This window comes from Bradyrhizobium sp. WYCCWR 13022 (genome assembly GCF_030435535.1).
Taxonomy (GTDB): domain Bacteria; phylum Pseudomonadota; class Alphaproteobacteria; order Rhizobiales; family Xanthobacteraceae; genus Bradyrhizobium.
In genome coordinates this window covers 211,082-231,453 of record NZ_JAUIZJ010000009.1, presented here as the reverse complement: position 1 = coordinate 231,453, position 20,372 = coordinate 211,082, and the positions used below count along the sequence as shown (strand labels likewise).

Genomic DNA, 20,372 nt, shown 5'->3' with positions numbered 1-20,372 from the left:
GAATTCATGGGCATCGTCATTCTCAACTTTCGGGCGAAGGTTTCTTCACGAGGCGAGGCGGACCAGCACCTGTCGAAACCCGGCGATGCTGTCCTGGTCAACCGCGGTGGTCCACGTTGGCTTGTGTTGTCCTGTCCTTGCGGTTGCGGCGAACGATTTCCAGTCAACCTCGATCCAAGAAGTGGGCCCGCCTGGCGTATCTACAATGCGGAAGGAGGAAAAATGAGTGTGTTTCCTTCTGTTTGGCGCGATACCGGCTGTCAAAGTCACTACATCATCTGGCGCGGACGTATTTATCTGTTCGGATCAGACAATGATGCGGAAACAGACGCTGGTATTGCATTGGACGATTTGCTCGAGCCAGTGTCGAAACGATTGTCGTCCGCCGCTTGGCGGTCATTTGTCGAGGTCGCCGATGACCTCGGAGAGATCCCTTGGGACGTTCTGGAGGCCTGTCGGACCCTCGCTCGCAAGCGGGTGGCCGAGGAGGGAACTGGCAAGCTGAGAAGCCACTTCCGTTTACGTTCGGCCTTGGGAAGGACGGACAAGGTCGACTTCACGGCTTGAGAACGTTTGCTTCAAACGGCTGCGAATATCGAAGATAAAATAGTCAGCTCGCGTACTCGTCACTTGATTGATCAGCACGAGAGCGCGTTGGGGCAGGGCAAGTTGGGTTGAATTGCTGCGCTGGCAAATAGCTCGTTCTGCAAATGCTCGATACTAAAAGAGGTTGTGATCGGCTAGGATTACTTGGATTCGCATAATGAAGATTATGGAATACTTTTGCAATTCTTGCGAATAGGACTGAAACGACCTTAGATTACTTTGATATACTTATTTCGGCTTTTCGTCCAGCCCAGCATCTCACGCCGGGTCACAGCTTGACGAGTGCCGCTGGACGTAACCACGACTGGTTTTTCGCCTGAGCCAACACTCAAGGGCCTCGACGGCCTGCGCGTGACCATCGAACAAATCGAGCCGCCGTCGACCGCGCCCACCGAGGCGCCCCCATTCACGCACCAATGCCGTATCGCCAAACAGCGTCGGCTCGATCGTGAGCACATAGAACCGCGCCATGTTACGGGCCGGATCGCGACGCTCGAGCACGAGATATTGCACGGTGAGTTCGGACATGCGCCAGAATCGCAATTACCGAATCGACCGTCCAATTAAATAAATGAACCGATCAGGGCCTAAGATTCAGAAATTTCATTGTGGCAACAAACGCCGAGGCCAAGCGTATCCGCTTTCCGCCGATGACCCCGTCAAGCGCCGCCCGATAGAGCTTATGCCGTTGCGTCGACAACTGCGCCCAATCGATTGCGAGGCCTTTAGCGGTACAGCCCGGTCATGGATGCGCCCACACCCGCCGATCGCAAGATCGGGCGCGGCATCGTCGCCTAAAACCAGGCGTGCCTCTCCAGTTTGAACTCGGCGATGCCATTTGTCGGCTGGTCCGTAAAATATTCACCGCTTAAAGTCTTCGTCCCCGACATCCCAACACTCATTATAGCCACGCCTCGATAAATCGTAGGAAGCCCAGGCTTAGTGTACTCAGCCTTCCGTCGATTCTCGAAGACGTAGTACACATGGTATTGCGTGCCGGTAGGATCGCGTGTGGCTACAACCGCCAGCGTAGTCGAGGTCGATTCCCTGGTTTCGAGGACAAGAGACATCCCGCTCAAGTGATGTCGGATCGTCAGCGTGGCATCCCTGAGCTCCTGCCTGTCGGGTGGACCATAGCGCAGCACACCGGTCCACCGGCCACCCAAATAGGGGAATGTCATACGCTGAAGTATCGGGATAGCACGCCATGCCCCGTAGATGACGACAGCAAGAGCAGCAGGTATGCCAAAGACATACCTGGAGAATATCCAGACGTCTTCGTAGGTGTTGCCGGTGAATACATCGGCAAACTTCAACCCTGCGAATATCGCTATCGCCAGACAGACGACTATCGTAAATAGAAGCCGGGTCTGAAGAAAGTTGATCATGTCGAAGACCGAAGCCGCGATGACTGGAATAGACGAAATCTTCAGGATTCTGGCTGGACGTCCAGCAGCTTTCGATCCGCTGATTTGCTGTCTCTACCATCAGAATAACCTACCACGTTTCGCCGAGCCAATGCCGCGCGATCCTTCCCCCGAGGTGGGCCAATTCCTCGACCAGAATTTTGCGGAGACCGTGCGAGCAGCAATCGCTTTTAACGAGGCGATTCACGATGGAGCGATCATGGCTGCCGTAGATCATCATTCGCGCTGTACCATCACGGGGTGGTCCTACCGCCTCTTCCCTCCCCCCTCAGAGATACCCCCACCTGTCAACAAAGGATCGGCGTTCAACAGTTGCGTGGCGATGTCCCTCGTTCCCGGGATCCTGGCTCTCTACCTGGTCTCCAAGGGCACGACGTGGAGATTCGAACGCGGCAGCGTCAATAGGCTTTAGCGGCCCGACGACTTAACTCGGTATCTCGATCGACTCGATGGCGCCTCGCGCCACCCCCCAGGGTATGCCCAGATCGAACGTCAGTTGCGGCTTCTGCTCCTTGGCGACGTTCTTCACGAGATCATCGATTTCATGTGAGAGCGCCTTCATGCCTTCGTACTTCTCCTGTGTGTCGAAAATGAACCGGGAGCTGTCCGGGACGCGCAACTTCTTTGCTTCTTCAGGGTTGTGATACAGGTAATCCAAATGTCGCTGCACCTCCGCGAGGACCCGTAACTCGTAGAGATATCCGATTTTCAAGGCCGTCTGATCCGCGTGATACATGGTAGCGGCTATGTCGAAGCTGGGGAAATTGATCTTGGTACCCTCCTCGACCGCATCAGCCTTGACGTTCTTGCAGAGCCGTATGGCCTTCCTCAGGCCGCCGAGACACGAACTGCAACGATCTTCGATCAGCTTTATGTGTTTGAATGGGAAGTTCTCGATTGTCTTCGGCACTTTGCGATCGAGAATAACAACTCCTCGGTCGTGAATCTGTCTAGACTGCTGGTAGACGACGGTATCGTACCAGTGGGACGGAACAACATCCACCGGTCGCGCCAGAGACCCTCCAGAAACGGCGACCGCCTTCCCACCGGACGTATCGACGTCGGCGGCTGGAAAGTTCAATGGCAGGATCTTCTCGATCGAGGAACGTAGTTCGCCTAGCACTCCAAGCGAGTTGCGCGCCGTGGGAACATAGGTGCCTGCCGCGGGCCCCGACGAGTGGAATATGAGGAAACCGGTCTCCAGCACGAGCAGATCGACGTCGCTGACTCCCCGGATATGGACGTTGAGGGGCACCGACCCCTGAAGCCGAAATTCGACCGAATCGATGGATTTCTGGATTTGGTTGCCCACGCGCTCGGCCGTTTCGACACTGATTCTGGTGTACTCAGGTCCCACCTCCTGCATCGCGCCAAGCGCATATCGCGTGTAAGCATGCGACGGAGCCCTATTCTGCCAGCTTTCCGCAGCCAAGCTCTTCGACAACACTTCCTTGCGGGAAGCCTCGTTGAGTTTTCCAAGACGGTCGACGCCCCTGCGACGCAGGCGCAGTTTGTTCAGTCGACTATTGATGTCCCTTACCATGGTCCCTCTTCAAACTAATCGTGCCAAATGTGAAGCGGCCGTGACCGTTGAAATACTCGCCCTCTGCTGATTCCAGATCTTTCGAGAAAATAAGCATGCAGGAACCGAGATGGCTTCTTAAGTCCACCTCTCCGATAGCCGGGTCGTTCCGATAGTTGTACAGAAGCCTATATCCCTCTGCGTCGTCGCAGATCAGGGCTGCCCAATGCTGTCGGAGCCCGATTGATCCGTCTTCAGCCTCACTCGGATCTTGTCCCAGGTCTGAAAGATCGTGAGGGTCGCCCTCCATGCGTAGCCGAGGCTCCCGTCGGGCTTGAGGCTTCGTCCTTCGCAGGACCAGCTCCCAGCGAGATCCGGGACCTTCAGCGCCGCATTCAGAAAGGGCCATCGCCACGCGTACCGATCGAGCGTCCAATAGAGCGCCGCAAAGACCATGCCCGCACCGACGAGGGAAAGGACCGATGGTGGCAGGTTGACATTGAGCCCGAAGCGGTTCGCCACGTCGACCACGGAAAGCAGCGTGAAAACGATCGCAGCCGATACCGACGCGGCGATCAACGTTAGGTAGCGTCCGACCTTGGCTCGGTTCAGTCCACCGTGCAACGAATAGTCGTGTTGTTTCACTTCAACGTTCCATTTGGCAAATCTCGATTGCGACACATTGACCGAAACTTTAACCTCGATGATCCCGCACTAGCTTTCCGGCCCCACGAGTAGCTCGCATCTCAACCTGCTCGCGGCCTTCAGGCAATCTGCCGATGTTACGCGTTGGATCCCTCTTGCGTAGTTCACACGTGATAGAACGTCGGCTTGGTAGGCCGATGTGCCAACATATCGATGACGCGCCTATCGTTGCACAGCGCTTGATAGCAACCGTCCGCCATCCCTAGCAGGGTCTTCCGCCGGCTCTCGGTCGCGAGGTCCATCCCGAGATCGGAAATCTGCTCGGCGGAGGGCTGCTCGTCGAACCTGATGTAGCGATCGCCGAGCTGATGCTTGAGCATGAAATCGACCAGCTGTTGCTGCGAGGAAATGATGGTCGATGGAAGCCGGTTGTTCTCGAGCCAGTCCCTTTGGCCGAAATTGCGTCCCGCCGACGTCGGCAGCGAGAATTTGCTGGTGGTCGTGCCAATGCTCATCACCGATACGTCCTCGATCTTTTGATCCAGGAACTGGACAGCTTCGTGCAGCGCACAAAGGTCAGGTGCGTTCGCGACCACGCCGCCGTCAATGAAATAGCTGTTCCCGATCTCGGCCATCGGGAAGTACAGCGGCGCGGCCGCCGTCGCCATGGCGATGTCCGCGGCCTTCACCTTGTAATCGGTCATGAACCTCGGATTATGCGCGGTCTTGAACATCTGGACGCTTCCCTTGGTCATGTTGACCGTCGGAACAAGCACGCGCGTCTTCGCGTCGCCGAGCTTGGCGTCGGCGCCGAGCACGCCCTCGATCTTGCTCCGGAGCACCGTACCGTCGTACTTGGGATGTCGCCACTCGAACCACCGGGCCTGCATTTGCGCCAGCCGGCTTTTCGGCGTCTCCCCGCGGGGGAATATCTCTTCCCCGTGCTTGAGAAACATCTCCTGAATCGTCTCGGCCTTCTTTCCCATCGCCAGACCGAGGGCGATAATGCCGCCTGCCGATGTCCCCGAGATCAGGTCAAAGCATTCGTGAAGGGGGCGCTTTGCCTGCTCCTCCAGGCGCGCCAGGACCGAACTTGTGAACAGGCCTCGAAAGCCACCGCCGCTGAGAGCAAGTATCTGAAAAGTCATTGCAATCTCTAGTTTCGGAGCACGCTGTGGCATCGGAGATCCACCGAGGCTCGGGAATCCCGTATGAAATGTTCATTTTCTGTTCTACAATCTAGTGGACTCTCAAGATAGAGTCTGATTCGCGCGGTTGTGCGACTGGAGGGCATTGTCCACCGTCTAGATCTCCCTCGCTTTTCCAGATGGAGATCGGCCATGGCCAACGTCTCGAAAGTGCTGCACGCGTCTGGCGACGCGGCGTGTTTCCTGAAGAACCTGAACATCGCCGATACCGACCGCGCGTGCCTCATGGAAGCGCGCGAGAAGGTTCGAGATTGCCTGCGCAAGACGTTCGCGGCTTTGACCAAGCAGGAGCTCGGCGTGACAGTCCATCCCCGGTTTTTCACGCAGGGCAGCTTCGCATATCGGACCATCAACGATCCGTGCTGGACCCCGCCGCAGCAGATGGACCTCGACGACGGCGCCTACCTCCCGATGACGTTTATCCAGGGCGTACAGCGGCCTTCCGTCGCCGCTACCGCCTTCTTCAAGGTGGTTGACGCCGCGCTCGAGAAGCTCGCGAAGGAAGAAGGCTGGCAGTTCGGGAAGAAGCCGACCTGCTCGCGGCTGGTGATCTCGTCGAACTCGCACATCGACGTGCCGCTGTACGCGATTCCAGATGCGGAATTCGAGAAGCTCGAGAAGCAGATGAAGTCGTTCGACGCTATGGCCCGCGATGCGCGCGTCGACAGCGATGATCGTTGGGACGCGCTGCCGTCGGACTGCGTCCTGCTCGCCCATCGCGAGCACGACTGGATCTCGTCGGATCCGCGCAAGATCCGGGACTGGTTCGTCGAGGCCATCAAGATCTATGGTCCGGTGCTTCGCCGCGTCTGCCGGTACCTGAAGGCCTGGCGCGACCACCACCGCCCCCATCTCGACGACGTATCGTCGATCCTTCTGATGGTGTGCGCCTTCGAAGCGTGCGAGGACCTCGGCCGTCCGAACGTTCCCGGCCGTGACGACCTGGCGCTGCTGCGGATCGCCGAACGTCTTCCGCGCCTGCTGGAAGGCCCGGTCTACAATCCCACCGACCGCGACGAGCGCGTCGACGGCAGACTGAGTGCGGCCAGCCGCCGTATCGCGATCGACATGGCCAAGAAGTTCGATGCGGAGCTCACAGAGATCGTCGAGAAGTGCTTCGATCCCGAAGAAGCCATTGAAAGGCTGACCGCATTGTTCGGTGACCGCATTCCGGATCAGATCGATCTCGTCGACGTCACCAAGGCCGCGCATGCCGAGATACGCTCGCATGCTCCGAGGATCGCCGCCGCCCCCACGGTCGGCAAATCGACCAGTGCCTGAGCGGGACGACGATTCTGTCCGGCGCATTCACGACGCCTTCAGTCAGCGCAACTTCCGGCGCGACTTTTCGCGTCGTGGCCTTCACTACATCGGCCTTCTCGACGAGACCGGACTCAAGGTCCCGGCGGTCGTATCCGTCGACGACCTCGACTTCATCAGGCCTCCGGTCATTTGCCTGACCGACCCGGAAGCGGGATCGAAGGGGCAGGTCCCGCATGTGCTCCGCTCGGACGGCACGTTCTGCTATCTCGACCGCAAGAGCGTCGTGCTCGACCGCTACAAGCCCGCCGAGACCATCATCCAGTGCCTCGAGCGTGCGGACCAGGTGCTGCGTGACGCCGTAAGGGGCCGCCTGGTCGACGACCTCGCCGAGGAGTTCGGCGGCTACTGGTCGGACGGCGAGGTCTTGGTCGATCTGCCCCCTTCTTTCGAAGGCGACGCGAAGGTCCACATCCTCAGGCTGGACCGCGATCCGGAGCACAAAACCATCGTCGTCTCCCACGACAAAACAAGTTTCGCGAAGCTGCACCGGAGGAACACCGTGAAGGATCCTGGTCCAGGTATCCTTTGCCCGATAATTCTGGTGCCGCCGCTTTCGTTCGATCCGAAGCTGCCGTGGCCGCCCAAGGATCTGGCGCAGCTCAACGGCTGGCTGAAGAAAATGGCCCCCAATGCGCTCGGATCGATCGAAGCGGCGTTCGCCAGGACGAAAGATCTCCACATCCAATGGATCTGCCTGTCCGCGCCGAACGGAAGGTTCTTCGTATCGGCGGAGATCGCCAAACCCTATCGGACGCCGGAATTCCTGAAGAACAGGCGAGCCAGCATCGCGCGAACGCTCGATCGGATACCGGCCGCTGTCGAAATTTCGGGCTATGTGGGAGTCCCCGCCGATGAAGGCTATGTCTTTTCGAGGAATCTCGGTCACATGAAGAACCTCGCAGGAAAGCGCATCCTGCTGATCGGATGCGGAACGGTCGGCGGATTTCTTGCGCAGCACCTGGCTCAAAGCGGTGCCGGCGCCGGCGGCGGAAGATTGATGCTCGTCGACGACGACGAACTCCAGGGCGCGAATCTCGGCCGGCACCTCCTCGGCGCGCCGTATCTCACGTGGAACAAGGCCGAAGCCTGCGCCGATTTTCTGGGCCAGCAGCTGCCGCACCTGGACATCGGGTTCAGCTGCGATTCGATCATGAAGCAGCTGGCAATCCTGCAGCGGTACGACCTGTGCATCGATGCCACAGGCGAAGAAGCGCTGTCGATCGCGCTGAACGACTACGCCGTAAGAAAGCGTCCTGACTTCCCGCCGATCCTCTATACTTGGCTCGAAGGAAACGGTGCCGCCGCCGTCGGCTTCATGTCGCACGATCCCGATCTCGCCTGCTTCAAGTGTCTGAAGGTTGAGCTCGCAGGCGAGAAGAGATTCCGGCTGCTACGCGAGGGAGTGGAAATCGAGACCGCCCGGAATCTCGCGTGCGGAGACGCCCACTACATCCCCTTCCCCGTGTCGCGGGCGGCTAGCGCGGCCGGCCTCGCGTGCGACATGGTTCTCGATTGGGCGAACAACGGCGAGCGTCATCGCTGGCGGTCTCTCACGATGGATCATCGGACCGCCAACGAGGTGAAGGACGGCAATCCCAAGCGGGTCGTCAAGTGTCCCGCCTGCGGCGGAAGCGCATGATCTTTCTCGCGAAGGGCCGTCTGGTGACCCTCGCCGACGCCGTCGCGCAAGAGCTCGCGCGCTTCGCGGCTCCGCCGGAGTCGGATCGCGAGGCCGGCGGCATACTTTTGGGACGCTACCGAGGCCCGCACGTCGAAGTATTGAAGTGCACGACTCCGATGCCGGAAGACCGCCGCACCCGCTTCGGATTCGTGCGGCAGGACAAGGGCCATCAGGAAATCGCGAGCAGAGAGTGGTTCGAAAGTGGAGGGGCCGTGAACTTCGTGGGCGAGTGGCACACCCATCCCGAGCGGCATCCAACGCCGTCCTGGGTCGACCGGCGGTCGTGGCGCAAGCAGTTGCGAAGGCACAAGTCCGACCCTTTGGTATTCATCATAGTCGGTACAGCCGCGACGTACTGTGAGATCGGCTCCGACGGGCACCTCGTCGCCATGGGCAAGATCGGTTGAGCCGGCGCAAGCGCTGATCTCCCGCAAATCACAAGCCGAAGTCCCAGGTAGGCGAGCCGAAATGAATTCGGATCAGCCTAGTGAGTGCGGAAACAGATTGCGCGCTTCCTGCGATCAGCTTCAAAAGCCTCTTGCCGTCATCCATTTTATCGACTGCGAAGAGCGCCAATGCGCCCTTCATGACGGAATCGCAATCCTCGTTCGAGGCGACCGATCCAGCATATTCCACCTGATTGAAACCGATCGACAACCAGGCGCTGGCCATGTCGAGGAGCCGATTCCTTCCGCTGCCATCCGGTTGCATGTGTTTGTCCAAGGCGTGGACTCCATGCGCCAGAACGTAGGACAAAAGCTTGCCTGACGTCGTCTGAGGCGAGGGGTCTGCGATTTTCTCGAAGCAATCCGGCTTGGTTCGACAGTAATTCTGGTGATGCCGGACGAAGTCCAATCCCGAGATGTCCGACAACGGAAAATCATCCGCAACCATAAACTCTGAACAGAAATCCGGATGCCACCGCCACTTCCCGTCGACACGCCTCAATGGGCCGTCATCCTTCTCCGGATCGTACTTCGTCACCAACGGCGAAGCGATATCCTCGAACGCCATGAGAAAACGGAAGGCCGGCGGGTGGTAGTTCGGCATCGCCTCGACCCAGTAGATCTTCTTGTGTTTGACGAGTTTCTCCCAATCGAACTGAAATTCGACGGTCCCATAGAGTGACCCCAGCGACCAATTATTGGCCGACAGCCAGGTGACGCTGATGCGTGATTTGTTGAGCCGGCTCTTGTCGAAGACAAGCCCGGACTTTATCCGTCCGTCCTCGATGATCCGGCGGGCGACAGGCAGGTGCACGATATGCCGCACGGTAGTGAGTTCGGCGTACTTGTCGGCAATCTTGTATCGCTCCCATTCTGGCTGGGGCATTTCAGTCCTCGGTTGTCTTCGAGCTCCAAGTGTCGGAACCTGCCCTATCTATCGAACGAGAGGGATCGTCCTTCCGTCAGATCGCCAAGGAACGCGGCGCAACGCGATCTATCGGAGCATAGAGCAGACCGTCTCCGCCGATCTGAACCGGTCCGTCGCTGCGGCGCGCCCTCGCGTCGAGGCGTTGGCCTGCGAGAGCTCTCCGGATGACATCCGCATCGACCCCTACGAACCGGATCGAGTTCGGCATCGCTTGGGCGAGGGTCTGAGCTTGACCGAGGGGAAACGGCAGCACGCCAAGCGGCCCAACGGGTACGCCTAGATAGGTGGCGGAGTCCTCACCGTCAGACCCGAGGAACGCTCCCTCCAGAGGCCTGTTGCCGCCGGCAACGTGCTCCGCCAAGAGCTGCGATGCCATCTCGCTGAACCCCATGCCGGCCAGAAGGTAGCCGACATGAGCCCGGGCAATGTCCTGAACTATATCGTCCCGTTCGTGGGCCGACGGGGGTTCGCCGTGCGTGTCCGGATCCAGCACGTAGAGGAAAGCACCTCGTGGTGGGATTTCGACCCCCCAACGCGACATGACCGCCCAGCCCTTTGCGCGAACCGCGGTCCAGCTATTCCTTCCCGGCCACGTTCCGCAATCTCTCGACCACGACTCCCTTGAGTTGGCCGTCGGCAGTTTTTATAGGACCAGGCAACCCGGTGCCGGTGCCGTTCGATGCCTGACTGGTACCCTTTGCCTCGGCGACCGCAACTCGACCCGATCCGGAGCCGCAGATCCAATCCGGAAGCTCGGTCCCCTTTCCGGCTAGTCTGGTGACACGCAGACGCTTCGAGACGTTCGTTGGATCTCCGTCGATCGGTGTGAACCAATCGAAACCGTGGTATCGGGCGAGGTAAGCCCGGGCGAAAAATCGCCCGAACAACCCCGAAAACGCGCGCCGCATCTCCTTGCCGCGGCCAGGCCCCTTGCCCTTCCAAATGAGTCCGTCTCCGCCGGGGACGAGGAGCTCTTCGAACAGCAGGGCCAATGGCCTGCTCGATCCGCCACCGGTCTGAAGGAGCTCTCCGATGGCACATGCGGCCACGAAATCGGTATCCACCTCGCATTGGCCGCCGGGACTTATGCCGGAAAGCAACTCCTTTGGGCAGGCGCTGGGCGGCCGGACTACATAGCGAATCTTGTGAACGCTCATCTGTCCCCACGCCCCTCACAAATCTCCGTTAAAATCTAATACCATGCACGAATGTCGCAGCCTTTCCTCCCGCGCGACCATGGATTCACTTAGATTGCGCCGGACTTGTCCTGCAAGCGAAAATTGAGCAAAATTCTACCGTGCGGAGACAATCGACGTGGATGCATTCGTTTTTCTGAAGGGATTGCCAGCCGTTCTCGGCATCGTGGGCTTCTTCGTCTATCTCTGGGCCGGCCAGTACCGCATCGGCGGTGACCTCATGAAGGGCGTCGTCGATAAGCTGCGCGCCGCTCCAAATGTCGACATCAAGGATTACGCATCGCTCACGCCGACGCGCATCGGTCAATTGATCGAACGGGACACGGCCGTCCGCAGTGTGGTGAACGATCAGGACGTGAAACTGATCCGCCTCATCGTCATTCTCCATAACGTCTTGACCTTGATAGTGCTTCTAGTCTGCGCCGCACTCGTCGGCCTCGGCATTTGGCTCATCGCAAGGCCTGAGCCCCTGTCAATCGTGGCCAGACCGCCCGTTGCCGCACGTGCGAACGCCGACCTCGCGCTGACCGTTCTCGATCTGGTGAAGGTCGAATGGGATGCGAAGGGGCTGACCGAAAGCGTCAGCGTTTTCCTAGAGAACGTCGACACGAATGCGAGAACGAGCAAGAAGGCGGTATTGGCGGACGTCCGGAGCGTGACTTTCAGTGCCGACGATCTCCACGACGTCGCGAGCAACCGGAATTATCGCGGTAAGAACCGGGTACGCACGGTCATCGAATGGAGTGGACAAACCGTACATTCGGACATCGCGGATATCCTCGTTGGAATCAAATACAGGCTGATGGTCGGTGGGAAGCTGATCACTCCGCAGGGAAGCCGGTCGATAAATACTCTTTTGGCTACAATCGACGACAGTACGGAGCAGATGCCACGAGAATATTGCTTTTCGGTCGACTTCGCCGGCTGGAGCCACTCGAACTCGGCCTTAGTGGCTCCCCTCAAAGCCTGCAACTCCAAGGCGGAGGTGAACCTGCCCTTCCTTCAGCAGGTCGAATGGGGCCGCCCACCCGGCCTTGTTCTCAACGATCCTCTGGCCGACAGACCTATTGCTCGGCTGTGCATTGCCGCGCCGCAGCATTCCGGCAACAATTGCTGACGGACCATGTCGATGGCGGCACCTGCACTGCCTTTCCTTGGAGAGAGATCATGACGGAAGTGAATAGTGAAAACCTCAAGAAATGGGCCCTTGCTATCGTCGCCGAGGTCGAGCCTGACGACACGTTCGTCGTGGAAGACGGCTTCGATGCGCTGGTGGAAGAATGGCATCGCGCGGACGCACAGGATGAGGGCCGCTTCATCGGCGGGGCCGAAGTCGCGACTTTCGCCGCCATGGTCGCTCCGTTTCTTCTGGCGTTCTTCGGGGACGTCGCCAAGGACGTCGTGAAGGACAGAGTAAAGACGGCCATAGGGTCCCTGCTCGATCGGGTGCTGGATCGTCGTGCCAGGAAGGACGACGTGGAGAAGCTTCGCAAGGAAGTGTCGTCGGCGATCAATAAGAGCCGCTTCTCCGCGGCCGAGAAGGCTAAACTCGAGGCCGGTTTCGCCAAGCTGTTTGCCAAGGTTGGCCCGAAGAAATGAAGGGGACCCATCCCAGGAGTTTGCTGCGCCGCCTCGGCATTTCCGACGGCCCCGCCGCGGCGGCGATCATCATCTCGGTTTGTCTGCAGTATCTTTTTCTCGCAAAATTATGGGAGGGCTACCCGATACGGTACATGGGCGACGTCATCCATCAGAACGTCGTGCTTTCGATGATCGGCCTGACCGTGCTTGGCGCGATCGTCATCGCAGCTGCATCGCTGTACCGATGGCGAAACGGAACGAATGCCGCGTCGAAACTAGAACGACTTGCCGTGAACCCGTCCTTCGATCCCATCCGATCAACGCTGGAGCAGATCGCGGCACGTTCGACCCTGCGTTCGCAGCCTCGCCTCCTGTACACTCCGAAGAACGGTGACGCGTTGGAAGCCAGAGAACGCGTGACGCCGTCCGGCGATGCGGTCGTCGTCGGTCTCAATCAGCGTGCTAGACAACGCGATCAACCACGTGCCTTCGAAGCCATGATTGGGCATGAAGTATCGCACCTCGAACTTGGCGAAACCTGGCTTGAAATTTGGGCAAGACGCGGCATCCTCCTGCATTTTCGAACGCTCGGCTGGGCGGTCGCGATATTCTGCCTGGTGCTCGGTTTCATCGATCGCAGAGGCATCGGCAGCCATCCCCCTTTCGGAGGCTTCATTCCGGTCTTCGATGGCGCTATCTTTGCCGGCCTGTCCTCCCAGTTCGCGGTTCTGATCCTCTCGAGCGCGATCGTTTTCGTCTATTCATACTTCTTCGTCGTTCGCCGCGAGCACATCCACGATTTCCGCGGCTCCCAACTTGCCGGAACGGACGCCTTGGCCGACGTCTTCGCCGCCCAGCAGCCGCCGGCGTTCCGGCCGTTCGACGCCTTCAAAGATTTCTTCAATCTGCATCCTGATCCGGCCGCACGAACCCGCGTGATCAGAAATCGTGACCTGATCCTGATTTCGGTGATCCTGTATCCGTTGGTCATGTCGGGCTTGCAGCCGTTGACATTGTTGCTGACGGCGGGCTGGCGCGACTTTTTCGGCGTGGCGAGAGAGGCTTGGAATTTCGGCCTGACTGTCGCCTCCGGCCTCTTCCTGTATGCCGTTCTGCGCGCTGATCTTGCAAGGTTGGGTTTGGGTCTGCTTTTGGACCCACGTCGGTACGCCCTGTTCGTTCCGATCTACGCTCTGGTCGCGGGTCTAGCCACACAGATCCCGCGCATCGTGCTGGAAGTCCTATACGGCTGGCGTCATGAATTTTCGCTCGACCAGATCGCCGATCGGATTTGGAGCGGAACGCTGATCGGGGGTGCTCGCATCGCGCTCATGACGGCCGCCATCCTCGGCCTGCTCGCCTTCCTGAACGGCGTCCGCATCGCCGCAACCGGCGAAACAAGGCCGGGCAAATGGAGCGCTATAGGTGACGCGGTTGCCGCCATTCTGGTGGTCGGAGCGTTCACCATCGCAAGCCTATCGAGCCTTCAGTTCGCTATCGGCGTGCTGGCATTCTGCGCGCCTCTGATCTTCGCTTATGCAATATTGTTTGCATTAGTTTGTCGATGTCTGGACTGCGGTCGCAGGCGCACTTCTGCTCTGCGGCTGTCGACGCGATGCAGTTGCGGGAGGGACCATTTGTCTCTGCCAAAGCTTTGGACTCGACATCCATTCGAGGTCCAGCTGTCGGTACCGAACCAGGTGGACATCAAGGGTCGAGAGAAGCCGGCCTAAACTGGTCGGACTCGGCGAATGTGAATTCGCTTTCCTGGAGGGCCACTCCGAATTGCCAGGCGATCTTCTGCGGCAAAGCTTTGCGCCAGTACAAGCTCTGCTCGTGCAAGGAATGCGAGTCGCCTTCCAAGTGCTTCTTCGGACAGCCGCCCCAACAGACCGGAAGGAACGAGCAGCGGCTGCAATTGGGCTGCCGCGTTGGGTCGAAGCCGGTCCACCAGGCCGCATCGCGGCCGGGCACCATGTCGCCTCCGGCACGGCGGATGGCGACGGGGCGGTCCTTCTCGCCCACTTGAAGCCCGCACCGATAGTGATTGCCGTCCGCTCCGATCACGATCGAATCGTTGGCCAGCGCTGCACAAACGGAGGTCCTTGGCAAAGGATAGAGCGAGCGGGTTGTGGTTTCGTCGAGAGTTGCTTCGTCGGGGACCATCTGCCGGGACCGTTCGCGAAGTCTCTCAAACTCTTCCTCAGAAAGCTTCGTGCGGCTAAGAAATCCGGCGCGCTCGGAAAAGTCGGATATCCGTGCGAGTTGAAAAACGCACGGAAACGCTCTGTCGAACCAGCCGCGGTCCTTGCAGAAGGCGATGAAGCCGTCCAAATCGCATTGGTTTCCGTGATCGGCATTGAACCTTACGTCGACGCGTACCACCTCGAGCAATCCGTCGACCACCGCGGTCGCCTGATCGAACGAGGAGACAGACGGATCGGGCGCCCTGCCCCTTCTATATCGGCGTCTCTTGTCGTGGTTCGGTTTGAGGCCGTCAAAGGAAATCTGCACCTGCCGGAGGCGGTGTCGCCTCACGAAGCCGGCGATGTCGTCCGGCCAGCATGTCCCGTTCGAAATTACGGAAGCGGAGTAACTTACCCCGATCTCCTTGCATAACGATTGAAGCGCAGCGGACGCTGCATCGATGAAATCGACGTTGAGGAGCGGCTCTCCGCCGTACCAGTCGACGTGAAGGCTGTCCTTACCCGACGCGACAAGGCGCTGTCGGGTCCAATCGACTATCGCCGGAACATCGCCTTCTGCGAGAGCATCGCGGGATCTCTCTTCGTAGCAGTAGTAGCAACCCAGGTTGCAGTCCTGCGTCGTCGTGAGGGTGATGACCATAGGCGTCCGTCCACGCGCATGCCAATAGCGCTCGCGGATCATGTCTAGCTCGTCGAATTCGTGGTCGACGAGAAAGCCCCCTCGCCGTAGTGTGGCGAGGAGCGTACGCGGGATCGTCTTGGCGGCGACCCTCCGCGGAGGACCGCAAAGCAGCTGCGCAAGCTCGCGCGCGTCCTGGCCCGACAGCCGAACCGAAGCGCCCGTACCCGCGTTGTACAGGACGTTGTCGTCGCCTAGCGGGACGCAGAAGTTGTAGCGCGATGATCGCAGACGATGCCGCGCTGCAGTCACTTGTCGATATCGACGATGGCGAGGCAGATATTCGTGCCGTACCCGCAAAGCCGAGCACCGACGCGACCGGCCTTCTTCAGATCCGGAGTGATAGTTTCGACCTGAACGACGTGCAGCTTGCCGGGTCGGACCTTCAACTTTACGTCCTTGTCGTCGGAGACGATCAAGCTCACCTTCGGCTTCTTGGTCGGCTTTCGCGCCATGGCTTCCTCCCGCCCCGTTTCCGTGAACAACCTATGGTCGCACATTCTTCGCAATCGTCAAGTGCAGCCTTTTGCCCGTCCGAACTTAGGAATCCCTGACGGCGGCGTGCGCCTGGCATCGAAGCCGTATCGAGGCTAAGCGTCCAGCGAACTCGTTTTCAATCGCTCCACCGGGTTTCGCCGATGATGTGGGTACCCGACTTCGCGACGGCCGCCGACGGCAGGCACGTCGGCAAGTCCATCGGCAGGGTTGTAGCCGGTGGAGGACCGATTGAGACTTTGGTCAGGTGGCGTTCAAGGTCGCTTCGGCTGCTTTAATCTTGCCGAGGATATCCTCGAAAGAAGGGATCCTCCGAAGATCATGCCGGCCATCTTCTGGTAGTCCGCCTTCAAAGGTTCGAGCATGCCGTCGACCGGTACGATACCGAACGTTCCGGGAGTCGCCTGGTCGAGATCGAGAGGCTTCCGGTTGAAGTAGAGGCGGGCATGGCGAACGCAGCTTTCCGCGAGCTCCAGATCTTTAAGTGCGGCTTCGCCGTGTTCGGAGGTCAGAAGCCGGAATATGTCGTAGTAATGGCGCGACAATCGCTGCCCGTCCTTGTAGAGCTCCCCTCTGTTCTGGAACCAGTGTCGCTGTCCGTGTAGGATGATGATCTTGTCCCAGAACGTCCTCTCGGGCTTGATCGTCAGCACGTTTGGCACGGTGAGGTCCAGGCCGTCGGTGTCGGTGGCAGAATATGGACTGATCGTTTTCGTCTCATGCGGATCGAGCGCCGACTTAGCGCCGGATTCGATCTTCACGACGCGTCGGACGTACCGCTCGTCGGAATCCGCGAATGCGCTTGGATAGTGGAAGAGCAGGGATTGAGCGTCGGGGTCGTCCGGATCGGGCTCGATCTTGAACGTCAGTCCTTCGAGCTCACCAGCGGCGAAGTTCGTCAGCGCGTTCTGGAATTCGCCGTTAATGAAACTGCTGCACCGCTCCTTTATTTCGTCAAGCTTTCGCTTGCGTTCGTTCGATCCCATCGCGCGGAGATCGTCATCTGACGGGAAGTTTTCGCCGGGCAGGTCGTCGCGGAATACGGTGATGTCGATGTCTTCCGAGAACCGCTGGATCAGATCGAAGGCCTTCGAGAGTGACGTGCCGCCCTTGAAAAGCAGACGCTGCTCGATGCCCGCCTTGTTGTAGAGCGCGTCGAGGATCCAACAGACCCAAAAGTCCTTTTCGATGTTCTCCGGGGGGCACGAGAGACGCTGTCCGGTTTGTTGGAACAGTCCCCGCCGGTCTTCAGCGCTTGCTCGAATGATCTGCGGCAGGTCGGTCATGATCGCATCTCATTGGCCGCGGATCGGCGGGAGCGGATCTGGCGCCGTTGCGTCGGACTTGAGGATATCTTTTACGATAGGAACGAGCCAGTCGGGGAGATCACCCAAGTGGTCCTGCAAATCCTTTCGCATGCGGTGCCCGTCGTCGCCGTCGTTCAGGATGGACTTGAGGCGCTTTGCGATCTTGTCGCCATCCGAAGGAAGAACGTCGCGCAGCCAAATCAGAGCTTGCACCAACTGCGCGGCCGGGCGGTCAGCCCACAGAAGTCGACTTGGCGCGACTTTCTTGAAGTCGATGACCATTTGGTCGAGTTGGATCGGCTTCACGCGGGCGTCCGTCCACACGACCACCTTCGCCGGGACGGCGTTGGTAAGTCCCAAGTTGTTGGCGGCGGTTATTCCGTCGACCAGTACTTTGGCGCCGTCCCGTCTCGCGACCGCCTGAATCACCGACTTGTAGTCCGGTGGCGAAATCTTCTTCGTCAGTTGGTTGGTGCGAGCAAGATCGTAGAGACCTTGGTCGATGCGCCTGATGCGGTTGTCACTCCGGAGGCGGTGGAGGGCGACGTCGACAGCCGATCGAGTGCCGGTGTCCGCAAAATCGCGTGCGGTCCATACCTTGCTCGGCTGAGGGTCATGGCTCATCCGATCGTATATCTGGTTCGCTGTGCTAGCCATTTTACGGTTCCCTTGTAAGAAATTTGCGCCTTAAATCTTACAAAGTCAAGACCGCGTAAGAAATATGACTCATATTCCTTACGGCCGTCTAATTTCGGCGCCGGAACATATCGGAGCAGCGAAGCACCACGCGATGGGCCTCTTCCAGGAGCCATCGCGAGATTTCCGGCTGTTTCGGCGTCTTTGCCCAGTCAGATTACGTAAAATAGAGGATTCCCTCGGGTTGGTTTGGAAAAGTGCTAATTTACTTAGTATGGCTGAGCAAAAGGACAGAAAGCTAAACAAGCTCGAAAGGACTCTCCCTCAGGGGCTTCTGGTCGATGCTGCCTGGATGGAACGACAGGGTTATTCCACCAGCCTGCGCAGCCAATTGGCGCTTGATCCTGTTTTGTTCTCATCTAGAATATATTCCCAATAGAACGGCTCGCCCTGAGGCGTGGCCTTACGTCGACATGTCGTGATGCCTTCCGTGGAAAATCCCCCGGCCAGGTCGATATCGGCGACGCGGATGTGGACATCGAGAGCGGCGACATCGCAATCGCGCGCGGATGGTGTTCAATCCTGCTCTACGATGACGGGGGAATTCATGAGTTTCAAAGTAACCGCAGCCGGCGCTTCACACGAACCTACCCTGCATTGTCCCAACTGCAATCACGAGATCCGGTTGACGGAATCATTGGCCGCTCCCCTCCTCGCTGAAATTCGTCAGCGCTTTCAACAGCAGCTGGCCAGCAAAGATGCAGAGATGGAGCGTAAGACCGAGGCACTGCGGCTGGAACGCGAGCAGGTCGCTAAGGACCGCGAGCAAATCGAGGACCACGTTGCGAAACGATTGATCGCCGAACGTGCCCAGCTGGTCGCGGCCGAAAGCAAGAAGGCGCGAGAGGCGGCCGCGGCCGAGCTGCAGGCGAAGGAAGCGGAAGCCGCGGAGCTGCGAGCCAACCTGCTTACCAACAACGCAAAGCTTGCCGAGGCCCAAAAGCAGCAAGCCGAACTGATGCGACAGCAGCGCGCACTCGAGGGGGAAAAGCGCGAGCTCGACCTGACAATAGAGAAGCGCGTGCAGGCCTCAATCAGCGAAATCCAGATCAAGGCCAGGCAGGAAGCCGACGAGGCTGCGCGCTTACGCGTTGCAGAGAAGGACCAGACTATCGAGTCGATGTCTCGAACGATCGAGGAGCTCAAGCGCAAGGCCGAGCAGGGATCACAGCAATCCCAAGGGGAAGTACTCGAGCTCGAGCTCGAAGAGCTTCTGCGCGGACGTTTTCCGACCGATTCGATTGAGCCGGTTGGAAAAGGTGAGCTTGGGGCGGACGTTATTCAACAGATAAATGGCGCCATTGGCAAACCTGCCGGCATCATCCTTTGGGAAACCAAGCGAACCAAGGCATGGAGTGACGGATGGCTTGCCAAACTGCGTGACGACCAGCGTCGTTCCGCCGCCGACGTCGCTCTGATCATCTCTCATGCGCTGCCGAAGCACGTCGAGCAATTTGACCTAGTCGACGGCGTATGGGTGGCCCATCCGCGTTGCGCATTGCCGGTCGCCGTGGCGCTGCGCCAGGGGCTGATCGACGTAAGCGGATCGCGCCTCGTTCAGCAGGGTCAGCAGACCAAGATGGAGCAGGTTTATCACTACCTGACCGGCACGAAGTTTCGGCAGCGGGTAGAAGCTGTGGTTGAGAAATTCAACGATATGCGCGACGACCTGGACAAGGAACGCAAGTTCATGGGCCGGCAATGGGCCAAGCGCGAAACTCAGATCCTCGCCGTGGTGGAGTCGACCGTTGGCATGGTGGGCGATTTGCAGGCGATCGCCGGCAAAGCCATGCCAGAGATTCCGAGCCTGGATATGCCACTGCTTGAGAGCCACGCCGCTCCTGAACGAAAGGTGGGATGATGGCGGAAGCTGATGGCGAGCTCGAGTCGGAGAGCATACCTCGCTCCCGCCGCCTCCACCCGAGCCGGCGGACGGGATCGACTGAAGCTGGAGGCGTGAGGGAGCCAGGATAGCGGCACTCCTCGTCAGATCTCGTCTCCTCACCGGTTCAAGCGATTAGTCGAGGAAGCTAATCTCGATGCCCTTCATCCCCTCGCCGCTTCGCTGCTTACCTTTTTCACTTTGACTACCTGCCCGCCTTGCAACCTCTGATTATGTTGCTTTAAGACTTACTAGCGGGGACTCAGGTCGGTCCTGCAACTCGTCGCGAGGGTCCATGGAGTGGAAGGCGCACGGTTACCGGGTTGGTGCATCGAGCGAGACCTTCGATAGCATCCCAGAAAGCGCAGACGAACTTGATCGGTTCATCGCGCTACACCGCCGAAAGATCGAGCCGTGGCTCTCGGCGGTATTCCAAGCTGAGCATCTGAACCTCCTGCTTGGCAGCGGCTTTACCATTGCTGTGGGCTTCGCTGCCGGCGTCAAGGCGACGGGTATGGCGATTGCGACGGGGAAGTCGAAACA

21 protein-coding genes are annotated in these 20,372 nt (G+C 59.0%); 9 read left to right on the top strand and 12 right to left on the bottom strand.

Translation table 11 applies throughout. The features are described from left to right. Window positions 1-6 precede the first annotated feature (6 nt). Complete coding sequence (locus QY049_RS15510; protein ID WP_128929563.1) at window positions 7-567, top strand: DUF6527 family protein; 561 nt, start codon at window positions 7-9, stop codon at window positions 565-567. A 297-nt stretch (window positions 568-864) separates the two neighbouring features. Here QY049_RS15510 and QY049_RS15505 read toward each other — a convergent pair whose 3' ends face one another. Both QY049_RS15505 and QY049_RS15500 read right to left on the bottom strand, forming a co-directional pair. Next, window positions 865-1,134 carry a WGR domain-containing protein gene (locus tag QY049_RS15505; RefSeq protein WP_128929564.1) on the bottom strand — a complete coding sequence of 90 codons (270 nt, stop codon included), beginning with the start codon at window positions 1,132-1,134 and terminating at the stop codon, window positions 865-867. Between the two features lie 266 nt (window positions 1,135-1,400). Then, a complete protein-coding gene (locus tag QY049_RS15500) occupies window positions 1,401-1,994 on the bottom strand; it encodes a hypothetical protein (protein WP_128929565.1) in 594 nt (197 codons plus the stop codon). Between QY049_RS15500 and QY049_RS15495 the strand changes: the two genes are divergently transcribed. After that, window positions 1,993-2,445, top strand: coding sequence for a hypothetical protein (locus QY049_RS15495; protein ID WP_128929566.1), 453 nt, complete (start codon window positions 1,993-1,995; stop codon window positions 2,443-2,445). The two genes, QY049_RS15500 and QY049_RS15495, sit on opposite strands and share 2 nt — an antisense overlap. A 12-nt stretch (window positions 2,446-2,457) precedes the next feature. Here the strand turns inward: QY049_RS15495 and QY049_RS15490 are convergent, their stop codons facing one another. The 4 genes from QY049_RS15490 to QY049_RS15480 form a co-directional block, all read right to left on the bottom strand. Continuing rightward, window positions 2,458-3,576, bottom strand: coding sequence for a hypothetical protein (locus QY049_RS15490; protein WP_128929567.1), 1,119 nt, complete (start codon window positions 3,574-3,576; stop codon window positions 2,458-2,460). Beyond that, on the bottom strand, window positions 3,557-3,865 hold the full coding sequence (locus tag QY049_RS39025; protein WP_210214794.1) for a hypothetical protein: 309 nt from the start codon (window positions 3,863-3,865) through the stop codon (window positions 3,557-3,559). Before QY049_RS39025 ends, QY049_RS15490 begins: the two co-directional genes overlap by 20 nt. Further along, entirely contained in the window at window positions 3,769-4,200 is a 432-nt protein-coding gene (locus tag QY049_RS15485) for a hypothetical protein (RefSeq protein ID WP_210214793.1), read from the bottom strand. Before QY049_RS15485 ends, QY049_RS39025 begins: the two co-directional genes overlap by 97 nt. A gap of 164 nt (window positions 4,201-4,364) precedes the next feature. Further along, on the bottom strand, window positions 4,365-5,348 hold the full coding sequence (locus QY049_RS15480) for a CBASS cGAMP-activated phospholipase (protein ID WP_164934236.1): 984 nt from the start codon (window positions 5,346-5,348) through the stop codon (window positions 4,365-4,367). Window positions 5,349-5,540: 192 nt separating this feature from the next. Between QY049_RS15480 and QY049_RS15475 the strand changes: the two genes are divergently transcribed. The 3 genes from QY049_RS15475 to QY049_RS15465 are packed head-to-tail and all read left to right on the top strand — an operon-like array spanning window position 5,541 to window position 8,819. Further along, window positions 5,541-6,689, top strand: coding sequence for a cyclic GMP-AMP synthase DncV-like nucleotidyltransferase (locus tag QY049_RS15475; protein ID WP_128929569.1), 1,149 nt, complete (start codon window positions 5,541-5,543; stop codon window positions 6,687-6,689). Beyond that, on the top strand, window positions 6,619-8,370 hold the full coding sequence (locus tag QY049_RS15470; protein WP_128929570.1) for a ThiF family adenylyltransferase: 1,752 nt from the start codon (window positions 6,619-6,621) through the stop codon (window positions 8,368-8,370). Before QY049_RS15475 ends, QY049_RS15470 begins: the two co-directional genes overlap by 71 nt. Beyond that, entirely contained in the window at window positions 8,367-8,819 is a 453-nt protein-coding gene (locus QY049_RS15465) for a Mov34/MPN/PAD-1 family protein (protein WP_128929571.1), read from the top strand. Before QY049_RS15470 ends, QY049_RS15465 begins: the two co-directional genes overlap by 4 nt. A gap of 28 nt (window positions 8,820-8,847) precedes the next feature. Here the strand turns inward: QY049_RS15465 and QY049_RS15460 are convergent, their stop codons facing one another. Further along, window positions 8,848-9,744, bottom strand: coding sequence for a hypothetical protein (locus QY049_RS15460; RefSeq protein ID WP_128929572.1), 897 nt, complete (start codon window positions 9,742-9,744; stop codon window positions 8,848-8,850). A 617-nt stretch (window positions 9,745-10,361) separates the two neighbouring features. Continuing rightward, window positions 10,362-10,943 (bottom strand): hypothetical protein, encoded by a 582-nt coding sequence (locus tag QY049_RS15455; RefSeq protein ID WP_128929573.1) that lies wholly within the window; start codon window positions 10,941-10,943, stop codon window positions 10,362-10,364. 157 nt (window positions 10,944-11,100) lie between these two features. Between QY049_RS15455 and QY049_RS15450 the strand changes: the two genes are divergently transcribed. From QY049_RS15450 to QY049_RS15440, 3 genes are read left to right on the top strand one after another with little or no spacing between them, the layout of a single operon-like run. After that, window positions 11,101-12,099 carry a hypothetical protein gene (locus QY049_RS15450; protein ID WP_128929574.1) on the top strand — a complete coding sequence of 333 codons (999 nt, stop codon included), beginning with the start codon at window positions 11,101-11,103 and terminating at the stop codon, window positions 12,097-12,099. A 50-nt stretch (window positions 12,100-12,149) separates the two neighbouring features. After that, window positions 12,150-12,581: a hypothetical protein gene (locus tag QY049_RS15445; protein ID WP_128969537.1), complete on the top strand. Its 432-nt coding sequence runs from the start codon at window positions 12,150-12,152 to the stop codon at window positions 12,579-12,581. Continuing rightward, a complete protein-coding gene (locus tag QY049_RS15440) occupies window positions 12,578-14,296 on the top strand; it encodes a hypothetical protein (RefSeq protein WP_128958738.1) in 1,719 nt (572 codons plus the stop codon). The genes QY049_RS15445 and QY049_RS15440 overlap by 4 nt, the downstream gene beginning before the upstream one ends. On the opposite strand, the gene QY049_RS15435 is transcribed toward QY049_RS15440, so the two are convergent. From QY049_RS15435 to QY049_RS15420, 4 genes are all read right to left on the bottom strand, one after another. Then, window positions 14,271-15,452: a radical SAM protein gene (locus tag QY049_RS15435; protein ID WP_128929577.1), complete on the bottom strand. Its 1,182-nt coding sequence runs from the start codon at window positions 15,450-15,452 to the stop codon at window positions 14,271-14,273. The genes QY049_RS15440 and QY049_RS15435 overlap by 26 nt on opposite strands. Before the next feature lie 245 nt (window positions 15,453-15,697). Next, window positions 15,698-15,904: a hypothetical protein gene (locus tag QY049_RS15430; protein ID WP_050631493.1), complete on the bottom strand. Its 207-nt coding sequence runs from the start codon at window positions 15,902-15,904 to the stop codon at window positions 15,698-15,700. Between the two features lie 294 nt (window positions 15,905-16,198). Further along, a complete protein-coding gene (locus QY049_RS15425) occupies window positions 16,199-17,230 on the bottom strand; it encodes a nucleotidyl transferase AbiEii/AbiGii toxin family protein (protein ID WP_232995576.1) in 1,032 nt (343 codons plus the stop codon). A gap of 9 nt (window positions 17,231-17,239) precedes the next feature. Next, window positions 17,240-17,908, bottom strand: a complete 669-nt coding sequence (locus QY049_RS15420; RefSeq protein ID WP_128929578.1) for a DUF6088 family protein — start codon at window positions 17,906-17,908, stop codon at window positions 17,240-17,242. A 586-nt stretch (window positions 17,909-18,494) separates the two neighbouring features. Between QY049_RS15420 and QY049_RS15415 the strand changes: the two genes are divergently transcribed. Continuing rightward, window positions 18,495-19,808, top strand: a complete 1,314-nt coding sequence (locus QY049_RS15415) for a DUF2130 domain-containing protein (protein WP_128955173.1) — start codon at window positions 18,495-18,497, stop codon at window positions 19,806-19,808. Window positions 19,809-20,372: the final 564 nt, after the last annotated feature.

Excerpts from the sequence above, each read along its gene's own strand:
- QY049_RS15465 (WP_128929571.1), top strand. The coding sequence starts at position 8,367 with ATGATCTTTCTCGCGAAGGGCCGTCTGGTGACCCTCGCCGACGCCGTC.
- QY049_RS15505 (WP_128929564.1), bottom strand. The coding sequence starts at position 1,134 with ATGTCCGAACTCACCGTGCAATATCTCGTGCTCGAGCGTCGCGATCCG.
- QY049_RS15415 (WP_128955173.1), top strand. The coding sequence starts at position 18,495 with ATGAGTTTCAAAGTAACCGCAGCCGGCGCTTCACACGAACCTACCCTG.
- QY049_RS15500 (WP_128929565.1), bottom strand. The coding sequence starts at position 1,994 with ATGATCAACTTTCTTCAGACCCGGCTTCTATTTACGATAGTCGTCTGT.
- QY049_RS15455 (WP_128929573.1), bottom strand. The coding sequence starts at position 10,943 with ATGAGCGTTCACAAGATTCGCTATGTAGTCCGGCCGCCCAGCGCCTGC.
- QY049_RS15510 (WP_128929563.1), top strand. The coding sequence starts at position 7 with ATGGGCATCGTCATTCTCAACTTTCGGGCGAAGGTTTCTTCACGAGGC.
- QY049_RS15420 (WP_128929578.1), bottom strand. The coding sequence starts at position 17,908 with ATGGCTAGCACAGCGAACCAGATATACGATCGGATGAGCCATGACCCT.
- QY049_RS15445 (WP_128969537.1), top strand. The coding sequence starts at position 12,150 with ATGACGGAAGTGAATAGTGAAAACCTCAAGAAATGGGCCCTTGCTATC.
- QY049_RS15495 (WP_128929566.1), top strand. The coding sequence starts at position 1,993 with ATGTCGAAGACCGAAGCCGCGATGACTGGAATAGACGAAATCTTCAGG.
- QY049_RS15435 (WP_128929577.1), bottom strand. The coding sequence starts at position 15,452 with ATGATCCGCGAGCGCTATTGGCATGCGCGTGGACGGACGCCTATGGTC.
- QY049_RS39025 (WP_210214794.1), bottom strand. The coding sequence starts at position 3,865 with ATGGAGGGCGACCCTCACGATCTTTCAGACCTGGGACAAGATCCGAGT.
- QY049_RS15480 (WP_164934236.1), bottom strand. The coding sequence starts at position 5,348 with ATGACTTTTCAGATACTTGCTCTCAGCGGCGGTGGCTTTCGAGGCCTG.
- QY049_RS15475 (WP_128929569.1), top strand. The coding sequence starts at position 5,541 with ATGGCCAACGTCTCGAAAGTGCTGCACGCGTCTGGCGACGCGGCGTGT.
- QY049_RS15470 (WP_128929570.1), top strand. The coding sequence starts at position 6,619 with ATGCCGAGATACGCTCGCATGCTCCGAGGATCGCCGCCGCCCCCACGG.
- QY049_RS15440 (WP_128958738.1), top strand. The coding sequence starts at position 12,578 with ATGAAGGGGACCCATCCCAGGAGTTTGCTGCGCCGCCTCGGCATTTCC.
- QY049_RS15425 (WP_232995576.1), bottom strand. The coding sequence starts at position 17,230 with ATGACCGACCTGCCGCAGATCATTCGAGCAAGCGCTGAAGACCGGCGG.
- QY049_RS15430 (WP_050631493.1), bottom strand. The coding sequence starts at position 15,904 with ATGGCGCGAAAGCCGACCAAGAAGCCGAAGGTGAGCTTGATCGTCTCC.
- QY049_RS15490 (WP_128929567.1), bottom strand. The coding sequence starts at position 3,576 with ATGGTAAGGGACATCAATAGTCGACTGAACAAACTGCGCCTGCGTCGC.
- QY049_RS15460 (WP_128929572.1), bottom strand. The coding sequence starts at position 9,744 with ATGCCCCAGCCAGAATGGGAGCGATACAAGATTGCCGACAAGTACGCC.